At 44.4% G+C, this 19255-nt stretch carries 14 protein-coding genes; 8 read left to right on the top strand and 6 right to left on the bottom strand.

The window, feature by feature from the left end:
- The 6 genes from G4D73_RS01510 to fdx all read left to right on the top strand — a co-directional run bounded on the left by G4D73_RS01510 (window position 1) and on the right by fdx (window position 4937).
- Window positions 1–1218 (top strand): IscS subfamily cysteine desulfurase, encoded by a 1218-nt coding sequence (locus G4D73_RS01510; RefSeq protein WP_004279813.1) that lies wholly within the window; start codon window positions 1–3, stop codon window positions 1216–1218.
- A 104-nt stretch (window positions 1219–1322) separates the two neighbouring features.
- Entirely contained in the window at window positions 1323–1709 is a 387-nt protein-coding gene (iscU, locus tag G4D73_RS01505; protein WP_004279815.1) for a Fe-S cluster assembly scaffold IscU, read from the top strand.
- Window positions 1710–1743: 34 nt separating this feature from the next.
- Window positions 1744–2064, top strand: coding sequence for an iron-sulfur cluster assembly protein IscA (gene iscA / locus G4D73_RS01500; protein ID WP_005107159.1), 321 nt, complete (start codon window positions 1744–1746; stop codon window positions 2062–2064).
- 103 nt (window positions 2065–2167) lie between these two features.
- Window positions 2168–2683: a Fe-S protein assembly co-chaperone HscB gene (gene hscB, locus G4D73_RS01495; protein WP_213687205.1), complete on the top strand. Its 516-nt coding sequence runs from the start codon at window positions 2168–2170 to the stop codon at window positions 2681–2683.
- Window positions 2684–2723: 40 nt separating this feature from the next.
- Window positions 2724–4583 carry a Fe-S protein assembly chaperone HscA gene (gene hscA / locus G4D73_RS01490; RefSeq protein WP_213687204.1) on the top strand — a complete coding sequence of 620 codons (1860 nt, stop codon included), beginning with the start codon at window positions 2724–2726 and terminating at the stop codon, window positions 4581–4583.
- A gap of 15 nt (window positions 4584–4598) precedes the next feature.
- Window positions 4599–4937: an ISC system 2Fe-2S type ferredoxin gene (fdx, locus tag G4D73_RS01485; RefSeq protein WP_004279821.1), complete on the top strand. Its 339-nt coding sequence runs from the start codon at window positions 4599–4601 to the stop codon at window positions 4935–4937.
- A gap of 115 nt (window positions 4938–5052) precedes the next feature.
- Here the strand turns inward: fdx and G4D73_RS01480 are convergent, their stop codons facing one another.
- The 5 genes from G4D73_RS01480 to G4D73_RS01460 form a co-directional block, all read right to left on the bottom strand.
- Window positions 5053–6498, bottom strand: coding sequence for an adenylate/guanylate cyclase domain-containing protein (locus G4D73_RS01480; protein WP_213687203.1), 1446 nt, complete (start codon window positions 6496–6498; stop codon window positions 5053–5055).
- Window positions 6499–6553: 55 nt separating this feature from the next.
- Window positions 6554–6988, bottom strand: coding sequence for an HIT domain-containing protein (locus tag G4D73_RS01475; RefSeq protein WP_004646760.1), 435 nt, complete (start codon window positions 6986–6988; stop codon window positions 6554–6556).
- A 229-nt stretch (window positions 6989–7217) separates the two neighbouring features.
- Window positions 7218–10676 (bottom strand): transcription-repair coupling factor, encoded by a 3459-nt coding sequence (mfd, locus tag G4D73_RS01470; protein ID WP_213687202.1) that lies wholly within the window; start codon window positions 10674–10676, stop codon window positions 7218–7220.
- Between the two features lie 123 nt (window positions 10677–10799).
- On the bottom strand, window positions 10800–11165 hold the full coding sequence (locus G4D73_RS01465) for a hypothetical protein (RefSeq protein ID WP_191112447.1): 366 nt from the start codon (window positions 11163–11165) through the stop codon (window positions 10800–10802).
- Between the two features lie 129 nt (window positions 11166–11294).
- Window positions 11295–12737, bottom strand: coding sequence for an aspartate ammonia-lyase (locus G4D73_RS01460; protein WP_213687710.1), 1443 nt, complete (start codon window positions 12735–12737; stop codon window positions 11295–11297).
- Window positions 12738–13158: 421 nt separating this feature from the next.
- Here G4D73_RS01460 and putP point away from each other — a divergent pair, with 421 nt between their 5' ends.
- Window positions 13159–14667 (top strand): sodium/proline symporter PutP, encoded by a 1509-nt coding sequence (putP, locus tag G4D73_RS01455; RefSeq protein ID WP_213687201.1) that lies wholly within the window; start codon window positions 13159–13161, stop codon window positions 14665–14667.
- 78 nt (window positions 14668–14745) lie between these two features.
- On the opposite strand, the gene G4D73_RS01450 is transcribed toward putP, so the two are convergent.
- The gene (locus G4D73_RS01450) at window positions 14746–15240 is read right to left on the bottom strand and encodes an Lrp/AsnC ligand binding domain-containing protein (RefSeq protein ID WP_004279833.1); all 495 of its coding nucleotides are present in this window, start codon (window positions 15238–15240) and stop codon (window positions 14746–14748) included.
- A gap of 118 nt (window positions 15241–15358) precedes the next feature.
- Here G4D73_RS01450 and putA point away from each other — a divergent pair, with 118 nt between their 5' ends.
- Window positions 15359–19114 carry a trifunctional transcriptional regulator/proline dehydrogenase/L-glutamate gamma-semialdehyde dehydrogenase gene (gene putA / locus G4D73_RS01445; protein WP_213687200.1) on the top strand — a complete coding sequence of 1252 codons (3756 nt, stop codon included), beginning with the start codon at window positions 15359–15361 and terminating at the stop codon, window positions 19112–19114.
- The last annotated feature ends 141 nt before the right edge of the window (window positions 19115–19255 follow it).

Genomic DNA, 19255 nt, shown 5'->3' with positions numbered 1-19255 from the left:
ATGAAACGTCCGATTTATCTTGATTATGCAGCTACAACTCCTGTAGATCCTCAGGTTGCTGAACGTATGATGGAATGCTTAACATTCGATGGTACCTTTGGTAATGCGGCATCTCGTTCACACGCGTATGGTTGGCAAGCAGAAGAAAAAGTTGAATATGCACGTGAACAAGTTGCGAATTTAATTAAAGCTGATCCACGTGAAATCGTATGGACTTCAGGTGCAACCGAGTCAGACAACCTTGCGCTTAAAGGTGTGGCTCATTTCTATGCATCTAAAGGTAAACATATCGTTACCTCTAAAATCGAACATAAGGCAGTTTTAGATACCTGTCGTGAGCTTGAGTCTGAAGGTTTTGAAATTACCTATATTGAGCCTCAACCTCAAACCGGTTTAATTACGCCTGAAATGGTACAGGCAGCGATCCGTCCAGACACAATTCTTGTTTCCCTGATGATGGTAAACAATGAAATCGGTACTGTGACTGATGTTGCAGCGATTGGTGAAATCACTCGCGCCAACAAGATTTTCTTCCATGTCGATGCAGCTCAGGCAGCGGGTAAAGTTGAAATTGATCTTTCAACTTTAAAAGTAGATTTGATGAGCTTCTCTGCGCACAAAATCTATGGCCCTAAAGGTATTGGCGCCCTGTTTGTACGTCGTAGCCCACGTGTACGCCTTAAAGCTGAAATGCATGGTGGCGGTCATGAACGTGGTATGCGTTCAGGTACCCTTGCGACTCACCAGATTGTCGGTATGGGTGAAGCATTTGAACTTGCAGGTAAAAACCTGGAAGCTGAACAGACTCGTCTACGCGTACTTCGCGACAAATTATGGAATGGCTTACAAGGTCTTGAACAAGTGTTCCTGAACGGTCATCCAACACAAAACGTTGCGAACTATCTAAACATTAGCTTCAACTTCGTTGAAGGCGAATCATTGATGATGGCATTGAAAGATGCTGCGGTATCTTCAGGTTCGGCATGTACATCTGCAACACTTGAACCATCTTATGTACTTCGTGCATTGGGTCTTTCAGACGAACTTGCACACAGTTCGATTCGCTTCAGCTTTGGTAAATACACCACTGAAGAAGATATCGATCACGTATTGACTATTACTAAAGCTGCTGTTGAGAAGTTACGTGAACTTTCTCCGCTTTGGGATATGTATAAGGAAGGTATTGACCTTTCTAAAGTTGAGTGGGCTGAGCACTAATTTTCATCCTGAGATAGTGACAAATCCGTTGCTATCTCATTGAGAAAAGTTTTTTTACCCCCATATTTAATACTAAGGCTGACCCCGAGGTTTGGAGAAGCAACATGGCTTATAGCGAAAAAGTAATTGATCATTACGAAAACCCTCGTAATGTTGGCGTTTTAGACAAAAATGCTGAAAACGTTGGTACTGGTATGGTTGGTGCGCCAGCATGTGGTGACGTGATGCGTTTACAGATTCAGGTAAACGACGAAGGTGTGATTGAAGAAGCACGTTTCAAAACTTATGGTTGTGGTTCTGCCATTGCATCAAGTTCACTTGTGACCGAATGGCTCAAAGGTAAAACTTTGGATCAAGCCCAAGCGATCAAGAACATTGATATTGCGACTGAACTTGCACTTCCACCAGTAAAAGTACACTGTTCTGTTCTTGCTGAAGATGCAATCAAAGCAGCTGTAGAAGACTACCGTAGCAAGAAAGTTAAAGCTTAATTGTTCCACGTTTTGAAATTTTAACGGAGTTTTCATGATCCATTTAACTGAAAATGCTGCAACTCATATCAGCAATTATTTAAAAAATCGCGGTAAGGGTGAAGGCATTCGCGTTGGTGTGAAAACTTCAGGCTGTTCTGGTCTGGCCTATGTGCTCGAGTTCGTCGATGAAGTCGATGCACATGACCAAGCCTTTGAACAGTTTGGGGTTAAAGTATTCGTTGACCCGAAAAGTCTGGTTTATCTTGAAGGTATGGAGATGGACTATGTTAAAAACGGCTTGAACGAAGGCTTCGAATTTAACAACCCCAACAAAAAAGGCGAATGCGGTTGTGGTGAATCCTTCACTGTATAAACCCGGCAGTTATTCTCTTTTGACATTAAAACAGTGTGTTTCACACTGTTTTAATTGCATTTATACAGTTATTTTTGCTCATTAATCGCGGATCCCATCTCCCATGAATCATTTTGAGTTGTTCAACCTTCCTGTAGCACTCGATATTGATTTGGCGGCTTTAAAGACTGAATTTTTAAAGTTGCAGCAACAATATCACCCAGATAAAGCTGAAGACAAAGATCAGGCTCTGATTAAATCAAGTGATATCAATCAGGCATTTAAAGCCTTGTCAGCGGTCGATAGCCGTGCAGCGTATTTACTGTCTCTCAAGAAACAGGATTATCACTTAGATCAGTCGATCAGTGATTTTGAATTCTTGCAGGACGCTCTGGAAATTCGTGAACAACTTGACGATGCAACTTCTGCTGAAGATTTAACTTCACTAAAAGTCGAAGTCCAGCAATGGATTGAGGGCTTGGTTCGCGAGTTCAAAATTGATTATGCGGATGAAGACTGGACCGAAGCACGCGATACAGTGCGCAAACTACGCTTCTTCGTTAAAGTCATGGCCGATATCGACAAAGCGGAAGACCGCTTCCTGGACGATGACAGCTTTGATCTTGATGATGATTTCTAATTTTAGTATTTAATATTTAACGTGCAAAGGATGTAACACTATGGCTCTCTTGCAAATTGCAGAACCAGGTCAATCAAGTGCACCACATGAACACCGCATTGCGATTGGTATCGATTTAGGCACCACCCACTCTTTGGTTGCCACGGTTCTTTCAGGTAAAGCCAAAGTACTTAATGACGAACAAGGTCGTGTGCTACTTCCTTCTATCGTGCATTATGCAGAACAACAGACTCAATACGGCAATGAAGCTGCGCCTTTCATTACTACTGACCCCAAAAACACCATCGTTTCTGTGAAACGTTTTATGGGTCGTTCGAAAGCTGACATCAAATTCCAGCACCCTTATGCGTTGGTTGGTGAAGCGAATGAAATGCCGGCTTTTGAAACTGCACAAGGCCGTAAGACTCCGGTTGAGATTTCTGCAGAAATTTTAAAGCAGTTGAAAGACCGCGCTGAAGCCAGTCTGCAAAATCCGGTTAATGGTGCAGTGATTACTGTTCCGGCTTACTTCGATGAAGCACAGCGTCAGGCAACCCGTGATGCTGCTCAACTTGCCGGTTTGAATGTTTTACGTTTGTTGAATGAGCCAACCGCTGCTGCTGTTGCTTATGGTCTGGATCAGGAAAGCAATCTAAGCACAGACCTTAACTATGTGATCTATGACTTGGGTGGCGGTACCTTTGACGTTTCGATTCTGCGTTTCTCTCAAGGTGTGTTTGAAGTTCTAGCAACCGGTGGCCACACTGCTCTCGGTGGTGATGACCTGGATCGTTTGATTCTGAAATGGGCCAAGAAACAACTGAATATTGACACTTTGAATGATGTAGAATATGCACATTTTGTCGTTGCGGCACGTAAAGCCAAAGAAGCTTTGTCTGATACAGATTCAGTTCAACTCAAATTGCTTGATCAGGTATTAACCCTTGACCGCCCAACATTTGAAGAGATCATCAAAGTTGCTTTGGATAAAACCATCAGCGTATGTAAGCGTGTAATGCGTGATGCCAAGCTTGAACTGGATGATATTCAAAATGTCGTTTTGGTCGGTGGCTCAACCCGTTCTTATGCGGTACAAAAAGCCGTGCGTGAAGTATTCAATCAAGAACCACTATGCACCATTAACCCGGATGAAGTGGTTGCAATTGGCGCATCAATTACTGCGAACCAATTAATTGGCAACTCGACTGATGGTTCATTACTATTAGACGTGACCCCATTGTCTCTTGGTCTTGAAACCATGGGCGGACTGGTTGAGCGGTTAATTTCGCGCAACACCGCAATTCCGGTGGCTCGTCGTCAGGAATTTACCACTTATCAAGATGGTCAGACTGCCATGTTGATTCATGTGGTGCAAGGCGAACGTGATCTGGTTGAACATTGCCGTAGTCTGGGCCGATTTGTGCTGCATGGCATTCCGCCAATGACTGCCGGTCAGGCACGTATTGAAGTAACGTTCCAGGTCGATGCTGATGGCTTGCTGGCTGTATCTGCGAAAGAAACCACTTCTGGTGTGACGGCTCAAATCGATATCAAGCCATCTTATGGTTTGTCGGGTGAAGATACTGAACGCCTGTTGCTAGAGGGTTATAAGTTCGCTGAAGAAGATAAAAATCTTCGTCATTTGAATGAAACCAAAGTTGAAGCACAGCGTGAACTGGAAGCACTGGTTCAGGCACTCAAAGCGGATGCCGGTCTTTTGACTGAGGAACAGCTTGCAGCATTGCAAACTGCGCAAGCACAACTTGAAACTCAGCTCCAGGGTTCAGATATCAAAGCGATTGAATCTGCCGTTGAACAGCTTAAAATACATAGTGATGCTTTTGCAGCAGCACGTATGAATCAACATATTGATGCAGCTCTTAAGGGCACTAAACTCGACGACTGGTCAAACTCAAACTAATTTAAGGTAACGACTATGCCACGTATTAAAGTTCTTCCACATGCGCAGATTTGCCCCGAAGGTGCTGAGTTTGAAGTCGAACAAAATGCCAATCTTTGCGAAAGCTTACTGAAAAATGGCATTAAAATCGAACATGCCTGCGATATGTCAGCAGCGTGTACCACCTGCCATGTAGTGGTACGCAAAGGTTTTGACAGTCTGGAAGAAATGGATGATGTTGAAGCTGACTTACTCGATCGTGCTTGGGGTCTAGAACCTGATTCACGTCTTTCTTGTCAGGTTAAACTGGACGATGAAGATCTGGAAATTGAAATTCCGAAATACACCATTAACCATGCTTCAGAAAATCACTAAGATTTTCGTTTCATAGTTAAATAAAAAACCACGCTCAGGCGTGGTTTTTGCTATTTGAATATAAGCAGTTTTAATCAAATGTTTTTTATTTGGCTTGAGTTAATTTAGATCAATTCTAAATATGTTCAATCACTTCATCTTCCAGCTTCAGCTTGACAATGCCTTGTGAATTGGTCATTTTCTGCTGAGTTTCAATGCGTTTAATCATTTTTTCTAGCACATGAATCAGCTCGGGATATTCAAAGTTTTGCACTTCATCCAGATTCAGCAATAAATGAAAGCCCTTATATTCATAATCGAACCAACGCTGATACTCGACTTTCTGAGACGCGTATTTTTCCATGACCTGCCAGGTTCTTACAGGTGCTTTAATGCCTTTCAAGAAAATCGGCTTTTTCGGTGCACAAAGATAATCATCTTTAATCAGATTATGAGTATCTTCCGAAATCAGGATTTCATCAACTTCTGCTGCACTTTGCAAACGCGCTGCCAGGTTGGCATCACGCCCTACAATGGTATAGGCCATACGATGCGTTGCCCCATAATTCCCTACGTGGCAATAACCGGTCGAAATCCCCATACGGATATGCAGTGGCGGATAACCCATTTTAATCCAGCGTTCCCGCAGCAATTTCATTTGCTGACGCATCGCCAATGCCATTTCCATGCAGTTCTTGGCATCCTGTTCCACACCTTCAGAGTTCGGATCACCAAAGAAAATCAGGATCGCATCACCCATGAATTTATCGACAGTCGCTTCATAATTTTTGGCGATTTCAGTCATGTGCCGCAGATAGTCATTCAGCAGGAAAGCTAAATCGTCTGGAATCAGGGTTTCAGATAGCTCTGTAAAGCCTTGAATATCAGAGAAAAAGATCGTCAAATTTTTACGTTTATATTCAATTTTAGCTTCAGATTCACCTTTCATAATGGATTGCCATAGCTGCACGGGCGCATAGCGACTCAGCTGATTGGCAAATTCCATATAACGGTTCATCTGTTCGAAATAATGGTCTTTTTTCTGGGTCATGTATTGCACACGACCACTTTGATAAAAGCTTCCGGCACCAAAATAGGTAATCAGGCAGATAAAGCCTAAAATGGTCAGCTCACTACTGGTCGGCTCGAAATAGTTGTTAAACCCAAAGACCAGAATATTAGCCAGATAGAACAGCGTAATCCCGATCAGGCTGGCCAGAGAGGCAATCATAAATGAAATTTTATTGCTGATCGCGGTATACAGTACTGCGACCAGACCGAGCAAGGACAAGACCAAATCCAGATGCACGGCCGCTAAAACCACCGAAATGACAATAACATCAATCAGGAAAAGAATATTACGCCGAATGTGATAATCATAACGATAGATCAGCCAGCGAGATAGCTTGGGTATGATCAATAAAACCAGAAACAGAAAAAATGGAACAAAAAGCTGATACTGGGTATCTGGTTCAGTGTAATGAAAAACGACCAGAACCAGAGACAGCATGATATATCCCATCATGCGATGGAAATACTCGAACTGATGGGGTTCTTTTTGAATCCAGTCGTCTAATTGCACTCACTCACTCCCTGAAGTCCGCAACTGTTCATGGTTCTCGGAATGCCTTGGCTGATTAGTCCATGCGCCAGTCAAATGGCATGTCGCCCTGACCACGTAAAGCCAGCATTAAGGTTTGACGCATATGTGCCAGTACTTCACTGCTATAAGGAACAGCAGGTGTACCCCAAACAGGCTTCGGCCATGCAACATCGTTCTGATAACGAACTACATGATGAAAATGCAATTGTGGCACCATATTACCCAGCGCTGCTACATTCATTTTATCTGCACGGAAAACACGTGCCAGTTGGCTTGATAACCAGCTTGACTCTCTTAAAAACTGCTCTTGGTCAGCTTGGCTCAATTCATATAATTCAGAGACACCCGGCACACGTGGAATCAGAATGAGCCAGGGAAATTGCATATCATTCATCAAACGACATGTTGACAAAGGAAAGTCGCCTACAAAAAAAGTATCTTGAGCAAGTTGTGGATGCAAACTAAACATATCTTTATAAATGATGCAAAATTAGAATGATGGCTAATACTAACATATCCAACTGAAGCTGAATATTGAAAGCAATGTGTTTAAAGACAAATTCTCATGATTTGTTGCGAAGCACATCACAACAATTACTGTAAACAATTCATTAAAAAAATCAAGCCTGTTGTTCCTGCAAACTTCATTGGAAAATGAAACCCAAACTGAATTTTCAGGCTGATTTAATCGAATAAAATCAGTGCAATTCTTTAAGCAGACTGTCCAGTAAATCCTGTATAAACTGAATCCGCTTTTGATAGTCTTCCAGCATGACCATGACTTTTAGACGTTGACCGCCATCCATCCGGAAATAGGTCGGATGTTTCTGCATCATCTGGATAATCGTTATGGCTTGAACCGGAGTATCCGGTGCAAATTCAATATGCCCACCCTGACTGCTGATATCAATTTTAGTAATACCAAGCTGCTCGGCTTTCAATCGAATCTGATGTACAGCAAAGAGCTGTTTGACCGGTTGCGGCGGTATACCAAAACGATCAATCAATTCCATCCGGATATTATCCAGCTTTTCCTGGGTATCGGTATTACTGATGCGTTTATAGAACAACAGACGTTGATGCACATCACCCAGATATTCATCCGGAATCAGTGCTGGCATATGCAAGGTAATTTCGGCAGTCAATGACAATGGTGCGTCGAAGTTTGGCGTTTTACCTTTTTGAATGGCTTTGGTGGCTTTTTCCAGCATTTCCATATACAGGCTATAACCAATCGCCTGCATCGAACCACTCTGCTGTTCACCGAGTAACTCACCTGCGCCGCGAATTTCCAGATCTTCAGTTGCCAGCATAAAACCGGCACCCAAAGTTGAAGCACGCTGAATGGCATCCAGACGTTTTTCTGCATCACCTTTTAAGGCTTTTAATGACGGTACCATCAAATATGCATAAGCCTGATGATGTGAGCGCCCTACACGTCCGCGTAGCTGATGTAATTGCGCCAGGCCCAGTTTGTCGGCACGTTCAATCAGAATGGTGTTGGCATTCGGAACATCAATCCCGGTTTCAATAATGGTCGAACATACCAGAACATTGTATTCCTTGTGATAGAACTGCTGCATCACCTGCTCCAGTTCACGTTCACGCATCTGTCCGTGGGCCACAATCACCCGCGCTTCCGGCACCAGTTTACGGATATGCTCGGCGGCACGATCGATTGTATCAACTTCATTATGCAGAAAATAAACCTGACCACCGCGCAGCAATTCACGCAGAATCGCTTCTTTAATGGTGTCATCGGTATGTTCCTGCACAAAAGTTTTCACCGCAAGACGGCGTGCCGGCGGTGTGGCGATAATCGACAGATCACGCATGCCACTAAAGGCCATATTCAGCGTACGTGGAATTGGAGTCGCAGTCAGTGTCAGCATATCAACATCGGCACGCATGGCCTTGATTCGCTCCTTGTCCCGCACACCGAAACGATGCTCTTCATCGACAATCATCAGACCGAGATTCTTAAACTGGACATTTTCCTGCAAAATCTTATGTGTACCAATCACAATATCGACTTTACCTTCAATGAGGTCGTCAATGGTCTTAGTATGTGCTTTGGAAGAACCGAAACGTGACAGCACTTCAATCCGGACTGGCCAGTCGGCGAAGCGGTCTTTGAATGAATCATAATGCTGCTGTGCCAGCAAAGTGGTCGGTACCAGAATCGCCACCTGCCGGTTATTCTGTACTGCAACAAATGCGGCACGCATTGCGACTTCTGTCTTACCGAAACCCACATCACCACACACCAGTCGATCCATCGGCTTGGCCTGCTGCATGTCATGCAACGTCGCTTCAATCGCATTGGCCTGATCCAGTGTTTCTTCATAGGCAAAGCCACTGGCAAATTGCATATACAGGCTTTGATCGACTTCAAAACTGATTCCAGGCTTAGAAGAACGCCGTGCCTGAATATGCAGCAATTCGGCCGCGACATCGTGAATCTGTTCCAGTGCTTTACGTTTGGCTTTATTCCAAGCATCTGTACCGAGCTTATGTAACGGTGCCAGATCCGGATCACCACCACTATACCGGCTGATTAAATGCAGATTGGTCACCGGCACATACACTTTGGCGGCATCCGCATAATCCAGCTGCAAAAATTCGTGATCCTGATCATCAATACTTAAGGTGACCAGACCAGCATAACGTCCAACGCCGTAGTCGATATGCACCACAGGTGCGCCCATGGTCAGCTCGGTCAAGCTGCGAATCAGAAACTCTTCCGAAACTTCCTGCTGACGTTTTCTACGGCGCTGTACTACCCGATGTTCATACAGTTGATTTTCAGAAATTACGCTGATGCGATCAGTCAATACCAGACCACGCTCTAAAGGCGCATTGGTAATGGCAATTGCATACAGAGATTTAATAAAACTATCAAAATTTTCAACTGTTGGAATATCACCCAGACTTGGCCTTAAGGCGTCTTTAAGACTTTCCCGGCGTCCAGCACTTTCAGCCACCAGCAGTACCGGATGATTGGCCTGATCAATATATTTTTTAACTTCATGAAACGGTTTTTCACGTTTCGGATCTACGGGCAAACGTGGTGGCAACTGGGTATCAAGATTCAATACTCCAGCTTTTTGGTCAAAAGGCGTTTGTGCGGCAATGATGCGTGCAAACTGGTTCAGCTGCTCCAGCACCTGATTGGTCTGAAAAAACAGGCTTTCAGGCGGCATGATCGGTTGGTCGACATTGTGGCGACGATCTTCATAACGGCGCACAACATCCTGCCAAAACTGGCTGAGACTTTCTTCCAAAGCCTTATCTGTAATGACAATGCCATTCTTAGGTAAGTACGAAATGAGTGAACTTTGACCTTGCATTGCTTCAGCGCTAAAAAACAAGGGCAAATAAAACTCGATTCCAGGAGAGACTATGCCATCCATCACATCCTGGTATATCGGATTTTTCTTCGGATTCGCAGTCGGAAAAAATTCGGCATAACGGTCACGGAACGTCGCACGACCTTCCTTAAGCGGAAATTCCTGTGCAGGCAATACGGTAAACTGCTGCAAACTTTGCGTGGTGCGCTGAGTTTCGGAATCAAAAAATTTCAGGCTTTCAATTTCATCATCAAACAAGTCAATCCGAATCGGTGCTTCCTGCCCCGAGGCATAAATATCCATGATACTGCCGCGTACCGCGAATTCACCCGGATCATAAACGGTGTCGACCAGATGATAACCGGCCTGAATCAGCTTTTTCTTTTGTTGTTCCAGATCAAATTTCTGACCGACATGAATATCGAAATGCTCACCCAGAATCCATGAGGTCGGCGCCACACGTTGTGCCAAAGTTGAGGCGGACAGCAACAGTACGCCAGTTTTTGGCATATTGGATAAGATTGCCAGACGTTCCGAGACAATATCCTGATGGGGGGAGAGACGGTCATAAGGCAAGATTTCCCAATCTGGAAAAATCGTGGGTTTAACCCCATAAAATTCCAGTTCACTTTCCAGTTGACCCAAATGCTGATTATTACGTGCAATCACGATAAATAAACGCGATTGCTGCTGCACGATTTCTTTAAGCAATAATGCAGTTGAGGAACCTTGCAGATTGCCTAACCAGCGTTTCTCGCCTACTTTGAGCTGTGGTAAATTGAGTTGGGAAATTTCTTGTTGGAACATGGATATAGCTTTAAAGTCTAAATAACCTGAGGCTTATACTAGCACGATGATCTCAGGATATTTTGTTATTTTTATGCAGTCTTGCCACATCCATATACTTCGATTTTAAGCCAATTTTGCAGCTTATTTTTGATCGCGCAGAAAGTTACGATAATAATCATTTAACTTCTTAAGGATCATTTTAAATTGCAGCAGATTCTCTTCAGTATTGCCTAAAGTCGCATTAAAACGCTGATGGGCAATTTCCAGATCAATTTTTTCATTGATCAGCATCGCGGTATCATATAACGCTTTTAAATCATCAAACTGTTTTAAACGCCGATTCGACAAATACTCTAATCGTGCACCCCACTCCTGATTGAGTTGAATATCATCGACAATATAACCTGTACCTTCTACATACTGAATATTCTGCTCTTCTAGATATAGCTGTGCAGCAGTCGGTTTATTACTTTTAAATAATGCACTGATTTTATCAAACATTGCCATTTACCTAGCCAAATATAGTTCTTGCTCTAGTCTAGATGAAAATGCCTCAAATCCACATCCTGAACTTGAGGCAAATTATCAAAATAGCAGCGATTCGCTGTTTCAGATGATTTAACAGCTCCGGTTCTGTTAAGAAACCTGTTCGAGCTGATTCTCTGCTGAAGGAATTTCAGACACCAAATTTTCAAACGCAAAGATTTCTTCTAATTGCGTTGCACTTAATAAGCCCAACTCCAACACCACTTGCGGCACAGTTTTATTTTCGCGCATACATTGTTTGCCGATTTCATCGCACTTGGCATGTCCCAGAATCGGTTCAAGCAAGGTCACAATCCCGACACTGCGCATGACGGAACTTAAACAAATCTGTTCATTGGCCTGAATACCAGTAATACATTTCTGATTTAGGGTTTGCATACCTTGGGTCAATAACTGAATTGATTCATTCATCGCCACGGCAATCACAGGTTCCATGACATTCAATTGTAGCTGCCCGGCTTCCGCAGCCATAGTAATGGTTAAGTCGTTACCAATCACCCGAAAGGCAATCTGATTCACAACTTCGGGAATCACCGGATTAATTTTTGCCGGCATGATCGAAGAACCTGCCTGTAACTCAGGCAAACGGATTTCAGCCAGCCCGGTACGTGGCCCCGAGCTGAGCAAGCGCAAGTCATTACAGATTTTGGACAGTTTCACTGCCAGACGTTTTAAACTGCTCGACAAAATAATAAAGACGCCACAATCGCTGGTCGCCTCGACATAATCTGCTGCACCTTTTAAAGGCAAACTTGTCAGGTGCGCCAAGATTTCCACCACCCGCTTGGCATAGCTCGGCGGTGTATTCACCCCGGTCCCAATGGCGGTGGCGCCTAAATTGACTTCCAGCAATAACTGTCGCATCTGTCCAATCAGCTTCAGGTCTTCTTTTAATAAGGTGGCAAATGCCCGGAATTCCTGTTCCATAGTCATCGGCACGGCATCTTGTAACTGGGTACGTCCCATCTTGATGACATATTCAAATTCGGCAGCTTTATGATCGATACAGTCAATCAATGCTTTAAGCACGCTCAACAATTCATCCAGACTGCTATAGGTCGCCAGACGCAAAGCCGTTGGATAGACATCATTGGTCGATTGCGAAGTATTCACATGATCATTCGGATGCAGAATGTGATAATCACCTTTCTGATGGCCCGACATTTCAAGTGCAATATTGGCAATCACCTCATTGGCATTCATATTGATGGAGGTTCCGGCACCGCCCTGATAAGGATCGAGTGGAAATGCCGCTTGCCACGCTTCCGGATGCTGAATCAATTCATCACAAGCTTTCTGAATGGCAGTACTGGTCTGCTCGGACAGTTTCTGGAAATGCAGATTGGCCTGTGCCGAAGCTTTTTTCACTTGAGCCAAAGCACGAATAAAATGCGTTTGTTGCCCCACCGCCAATCCGGAAATCTTAAAATTTTCGATGGCACGTAAGGTATGAATCCCATAATAGCTATGCAACGGGATTTGTTTTTCCCCCAATAAATCACGTTCAATGCGGGTCGGTTCGATTTGAAGCATATTGTCCACTAAAAAATACTCTTGGCGATGCACCGTATTTGGTGTGACATTAATATGAGCAAACAAATACAGGCCTAATAGGAAGACTTTAACCTAGATTTGCTACGATTTATTACCAATACGCTAAGGATGTGAATTTTGTAATATTGTGTAAACAACTGGCTAAAATTTAAATATTTTCATTATTTATTCAAAATTTCCACTTTTCCCCTGAATTCGACGTCGTATTGCCTTTTATCCGCTTAAGTTATTCCTAATTCAATTTCAGTGAATTACTACTCTATTTACAATAGGTATACATAAAAGCTGTGTAATTGTTACAGAGTGTAATTTTTAAACCATGCTTGAATCACCTCCTTGCGATCTCAGTACAAAAAATCATCTTGGACGATGATTTCCATATTTACAGGATGACCTGCCTATGACTTATTTAAACCCCACCCTGATTACCTTCATGTTTTATATTATCGCCATGATTGCAATCGGTTTATATGCTTATCGTGCCACCTCCAATTTTGACGAATATATTCTAGGTGGACGGAGTCTGGGCAGTGTGGTCACTGCACTTTCAGCGGGCGCATCGGATATGAGTGGCTGGCTGTTGATGGGTCTTCCGGGAGCCATTTACCTGTCTGGCCTGTCAGAAGCCTGGATTGCAATCGGTTTGATTATCGGTGCATGGCTGAACTGGTTACTGGTGGCAGGTCGACTGCGTGCCCATACCGAATATCAGAACAATGCCCTGACCTTGCCGGATTATTTCACCAGCCGTTTTTCCGATCGTAAACGTATTTTACGGGTCTTGTCTGCCTTGGTGATTCTGGTGTTCTTTGCAATTTATTGTGCCTCAGGCATGGTCGCAGGTGCACGACTGTTTGAAAGCCTGTTTGGCTGGGATTACACCACAGCGCTTGTGATTGGTGCGATGGCGACGATTCTTTATGTTTTTATTGGTGGCTTTTTGGCGATCAGCTGGACAGATACATTCCAAGCCGGTTTGATGATTTTTGCCTTATTGCTGACTCCGATCATTACCTTCTTGGCTCTGGGCGACAACAGCCAGCAAGTGAGTGTCATCCTTGAATCGGCTCGCCCACATGCTTCAAGCATGCTTGAAGGTTTAAGCACCGTTGCGATTATTTCCAGTCTGGCTTGGGGCTTGGGTTATTTTGGTCAGCCGCATATTCTGGTGCGTTTTATGGCAGCAGATTCGGTCAAAACCATTCCTGCTGCATGCCGTATTGGCATGACCTGGATGATTCTATGCCTAGGCGGTGCAGTGGCTGCCGGTTATATCGGTATTGCCTACTTCAGTGTCAATCCCGCATTGGCCTCGGTGGTCAATCAAAACCCTGAAACGGTATTTATGGAGTTGACCAAAATTCTGTTTAATCCTTGGATTGCCGGAATCATTCTGGCTGCGATTCTGGCAGCAATCATGAGTACCTTAAGCTGTCAGCTTCTGGTCTGTTCAACCACCCTGACCGAAGATTTATACAAGAGTTTCCTGCGTAAAAATGCCTCACAGAAAGAACTGATCTGGGTCGGTCGTGGCATGGTCTTGGTGATTGCCCTGATTGCCATTTCACTAGCGATTAATCCGAACAGTAAGGTTTTAGGTCTGGTGGCTTATGCCTGGGCCGGCTTTGGGGCCGCATTCGGCCCGCTGATTATCTTGTCACTATTCTGGAAACGAATGACCCTCAACGGCGCAATTGTGGGTATGGTGGTTGGTGCCGTGACTGTAATTGTCTGGAAAAATTACATGGGTGATACCGGTCTGTATGAGATTATTCCGGGCTTTATTCTGGCTACCCTCAGCATTATCATCGTCAGTCTGCTGGATAAAGCACCTAGTGAAGATGTAGTACATCGTTTTGAAATGGCTAAAGCCGAGTATCAAAAAGAAATGGCAGAAATGGAAAAATAATCATCTTCTTACTTGAATATAAAAGGGACTGAATTGTCCCTTTTATATTTTTATCTTTTCGGATGAAGCGGTTGCGAATTATTTAGCTTTTCCCGGCATTTTCAGATGGATCTGCTGACTTTCTTTAATTACTTCCATCACCGGATAACTGCGCGTTTCTTTAATTCCGGGCAATTGCCACAAGATCTGACCAGAGATTTTGCGGAATTCATCCATATTGGCACAGCGGATTTTCACCACGAAATCAAAACCGCCACTGATCATATGACATTCGATAATTTCAGGAATCTGCCGCACAGCATGGGAAAATTCATCTAAAACATTCGGCGTGGTTTTATCCAGTAAAATTTCAACAAAGACCACAAAACCATTATTCAACATGACTGGATTGAGGCGCGCTTCATAGCCCACAATAAAACCTTCCCGGGTCAACTTTTGTACACGCGCCAAGGCTGCCGTAGGCGATAGATTAACCAGTTCAGCCAGTTTGATATTGGACAGCTTGGCATCGGATTGCAATAAACCCAGTATACGAATATCTATACGGTCAAGGTTCAAATAAGGACTTGGCATTAGAATTATTCTCTAAAAAAATAGAAAACTATAGTGAGATATTCGTCAAATATTCTGTGATTATAGATTAAAACTCATTCACCTCAAAGAACTGATTGACGCAGTACAGGAAGTCACTATGCCAACCACTCTCCGCCCAGATTCAATTTTAGATTCAGCCCAGCACTCGAATTATATTGCTGAATTTAAACACAAAAACCAATACGAAGAACGTATTAATACGGCATGGCGTCGTGCTGAAACTGAATGCGTCGAAGAGTTATTGGCCCATAGTGAAATTTCTTCCGAAATAAGTGACAAGATTCAGGCGCTTGCCTTTGATCTCGCACATTCCTTACGTGAACGTAAAATTTCCACTGGGAAAGCCGGTATTGTCCAAGGCTTATTGCAGGAATTTTCTTTATCCTCTCAGGAAGGCATTGCCCTAATGTGTCTGGCAGAAGCCTTGCTGCGGATTCCGGACAAAGCCACACGTGACCTACTGATTCGAGACAAAATCAATCAAGGTAACTGGAAAGAACATTTGGGTCAGAGCCAGCTAATGTTTGTGAATGCGGCAGCCTGGGGACTGATGCTGACTGGCAAGCTGATGGAAACCCCGCAGCAAAAGAGCCTGTCTAGCTTGTTGACTGGTCTTTTGGCACGCAGTGGCCGCGGGATTATCCGTAAGGCCGTCGATGTTGCCATGCGCATGATGGGCGAGCAGTTTGTCACGGGTGAAACCATTGATGAAGCCCTGAAAAATGCCGAACCGTTGGAAGAAAAAGGCTTTCGCTATTCCTATGACATGCTGGGTGAAGCAGCACTGACCGATCCGGATGCTGAACGTTATTATCAAGATTATCAGCAAGCCATTCATGCCATTGGCCAATCTTCGCAGGATAAGGATGTTTATGACGGGCCTGGCATTTCTATCAAACTCTCTGCGCTGCACCCCCGTTATCAGCGTTCGCAAATGGATCGCGTGCATGATGAGCTCTATGCAAAAGTACTGAAACTCGCGGTCTTGGCCAAGCAATACAATATTGGTTTAAATATCGATGCTGAAGAAAGTGATCGCCTTGAGATTTCACTTGAACTGTTAGAACGCCTGTGTTTTGAACCACAATTACAGGACTGGAAAGGCATTGGCTTTGTGATTCAGGCCTATCAGAAACGCTGCTTCTATGTAGTGGATTACATCATTGATCTGGCGAAGCGCAGCCAGAAACGCCTGATGATTCGTCTGGTCAAAGGCGCATATTGGGATAGCGAAATCAAAAAAGCCCAAATTGATGGAATGTCAGATTATCCGGTATTTACTCGTAAGGTGCATACAGATCTGTCTTATATTGCTTGTGCGCGTAAGCTGTTGGCTGAACCGGATTATATCTACCCACAATTTGCCACTCACAATGCACAAACGGTAGCGACGATCTATCAGCTGGCACAACCTGAGCAGTATTATGCCGGCCAATATGAGTTCCAATGTCTGCATGGCATGGGCGAACCACTGTATGAAAATGTCGTGGGCGATCCATCGAAAAATAAACTCGGTGTACCATGCCGGATCTATGCGCCAGTCGGCAATCATGAAACCTTGCTGGCTTATCTGGTGCGCCGCTTACTGGAAAATGGTGCCAATACCTCCTTCGTCAATCGTATTGCTGACAAAACCTTGAAAATTGAAGATTTGATTGAAAATCCACAGCAAACCATTTTAAAGGCATCAAAACAAGAAGGCGTGATGGGTGCCAAGCATCCCCAGATTCCCTATCCGCAAGATCTTTATACCGATGCACGATTGAACTCTTCAGGACTCGATTTGGCCAATGATGCTGAACTCAGTATTTTAAATGAAGTCGCATCCAGTCTGGCAAATACGCAATTTCAGTCAGCTGCTATGGGAACGGCATTTAGCAGCGTGGATACGCCCCATGCAGTTCAAGTGATCAATCCAGCACACCATCAGGATGTGGTCGGCACAGTCTATGAAGCAACTTCTGAACAGGCCGAAATTGCACTCACTCAAGCAGTTAATGCACAAAGTTTCTGGGCCAATCTGCCAAAAAATGAGCGTGCTGCCTGCCTGAATAAAGCCGCAGAACTGATGGAACAGCGTTTGCTTCCGCTCATGGTTCTTCTTTCTCGCGAAGCAGGTAAAACCTATGCCAATGCGATTGCCGAAGTACGTGAGGCGGTAGATTTCTTGCGTTACTATGCAGCTCAAGTTTTGGATCTCAGTGACAATGTACAGATCCAGCCTTTAGGCACCGTGCTGTGTATCAGTCCATGGAACTTCCCGCTGGCGATTTTTACCGGTCAGATTTCAGCAGCGCTGGTCGCTGGCAATACCGTGATTGCCAAACCGGCTGAACAAACACCGCTCATTGCAGCACAAGCCGTACAGATTTTATGGGAAGCCGGCATTCCGCAGGATGTGTTACAGCTATTGCCGGGCCGTGGTGAAACCATTGGTGCACAGCTCAGTGCAGATCCACGTATTCAGGGCATCATGTTTACCGGTTCCACCGAGGTCGCCCAAATTCTACAAAAAACCGTGGCAGAACGAATAAACCAGTTTGGAGAAAGCGTCACCCTGATTGCTGAAACCGGTGGTCAAAATGCCATGATTGTGGATTCATCCGCCCTGACTGAACAAGTAGTGCTGGATGTGGTGAGCTCTGCCTATGACAGTGCCGGTCAACGTTGTTCTGCCCTGCGTGTCCTCTGTGTTCAGGAAGATAATCTGGAGGCTGTTCGCAATATGCTCAAAGGTGCCATGCAACAGTTGCGCGTTGGCAATCCGATCTTGCTTAAAACCGATATTGGTCCAGTGATTGATGCAGAAGCCCAGCAAAATATCCAAAAGCATATTGAGCAGATGCGCAGCAAAGGTCATACAGTTCATCAGTTGATGTTTAATCAGGACCAGACTGAATTAACTCCAGGAACATTCATTGCACCAACCCTGATTGAACTGCCAAATCTGGATGATCTGGAACGTGAAGTGTTTGGCCCGGTACTGCATCTGATCAGCTATAAATATGGCGAACTGGAACAGTTGTTAGATCAGATCAACAGCAAGGGTTATGGCCTGACCATGGGCTTGCACACGCGTATTGATGAAACCATGCAAACCGTGATTGCACGAGCGGAAGTCGGCAACCTGTATATCAACCGCAATATCGTTGGTGCGGTCGTGGGCGTCCAGCCCTTTGGTGGCGAAGGTCTGTCTGGCACCGGCCCGAAAGCAGGTGGCCCGTTGTATATCTACCGTTTAATGCATCAAGTATCCGAGAAAAAACTGGCGCAGCCTTATGCAGTTCAAGCGGGTCCAGCACTTGTTGAAAATAAACTTGTTCAGGAGTTTAAAGTCTGGGTAGCTAAAACTTTCCCGACTTTATCTTTAAAAGCACCTATGCAAATTGCGACTGGTCAAAGCTTTAGCCTGCAAGGTCCAACCGGTGAGGAAAATCAGTACCTAATCTTGCCACGAGAAAGTCTTCTATCTTTGGCACACACGGAGCAAGACCAGATTCAGCAAATTCTGGCAATTTTATCGGTCGGCAGTCGTCCTGCATTCCTAGCTGACAATACTTTTATTCTGAAATATTTACCAACCATGCCAGCCGCGATCAGCAAGCAATTTAAAGTGGTCCGGGATATTGAAACAGGCGCGTTTGATGCCGTCATGCATCATGGTGATTCTTCTGAACTGATTGATTTGCAAAAACGCATTGCAGGCCGAAAAGGTGCAATTATTGGTATCACCCATTTAACTTCGGGCAACTATGATATTCCGGTCGAGCGATTTGTGATTGAACGCGCGATCAGTATCAATACGGCGGCGGCAGGCGGCAATGCCAGCTTGATGACGATGGATAATCTCTAAATCAGTCCAATCATCTCAGCATTTTTAGCTTAAATCTTTCCTCTTGATGGCCAAACCTCTCTCCTCAGAAGGTTTGGTCTTTTTTATGCAGCTTTTAAAGCGGCTTGACTACAATAGGCTTAGGCAGATCGGCAATTTTTT

Source organism: Acinetobacter sp. WY4 (assembly GCF_018438165.1).
Classification (GTDB): domain Bacteria; phylum Pseudomonadota; class Gammaproteobacteria; order Pseudomonadales; family Moraxellaceae; genus Acinetobacter.
The sequence above is the reverse complement of the archived record's forward strand: the minus strand, read 5'-3'. Positions and strand labels throughout refer to the sequence as shown.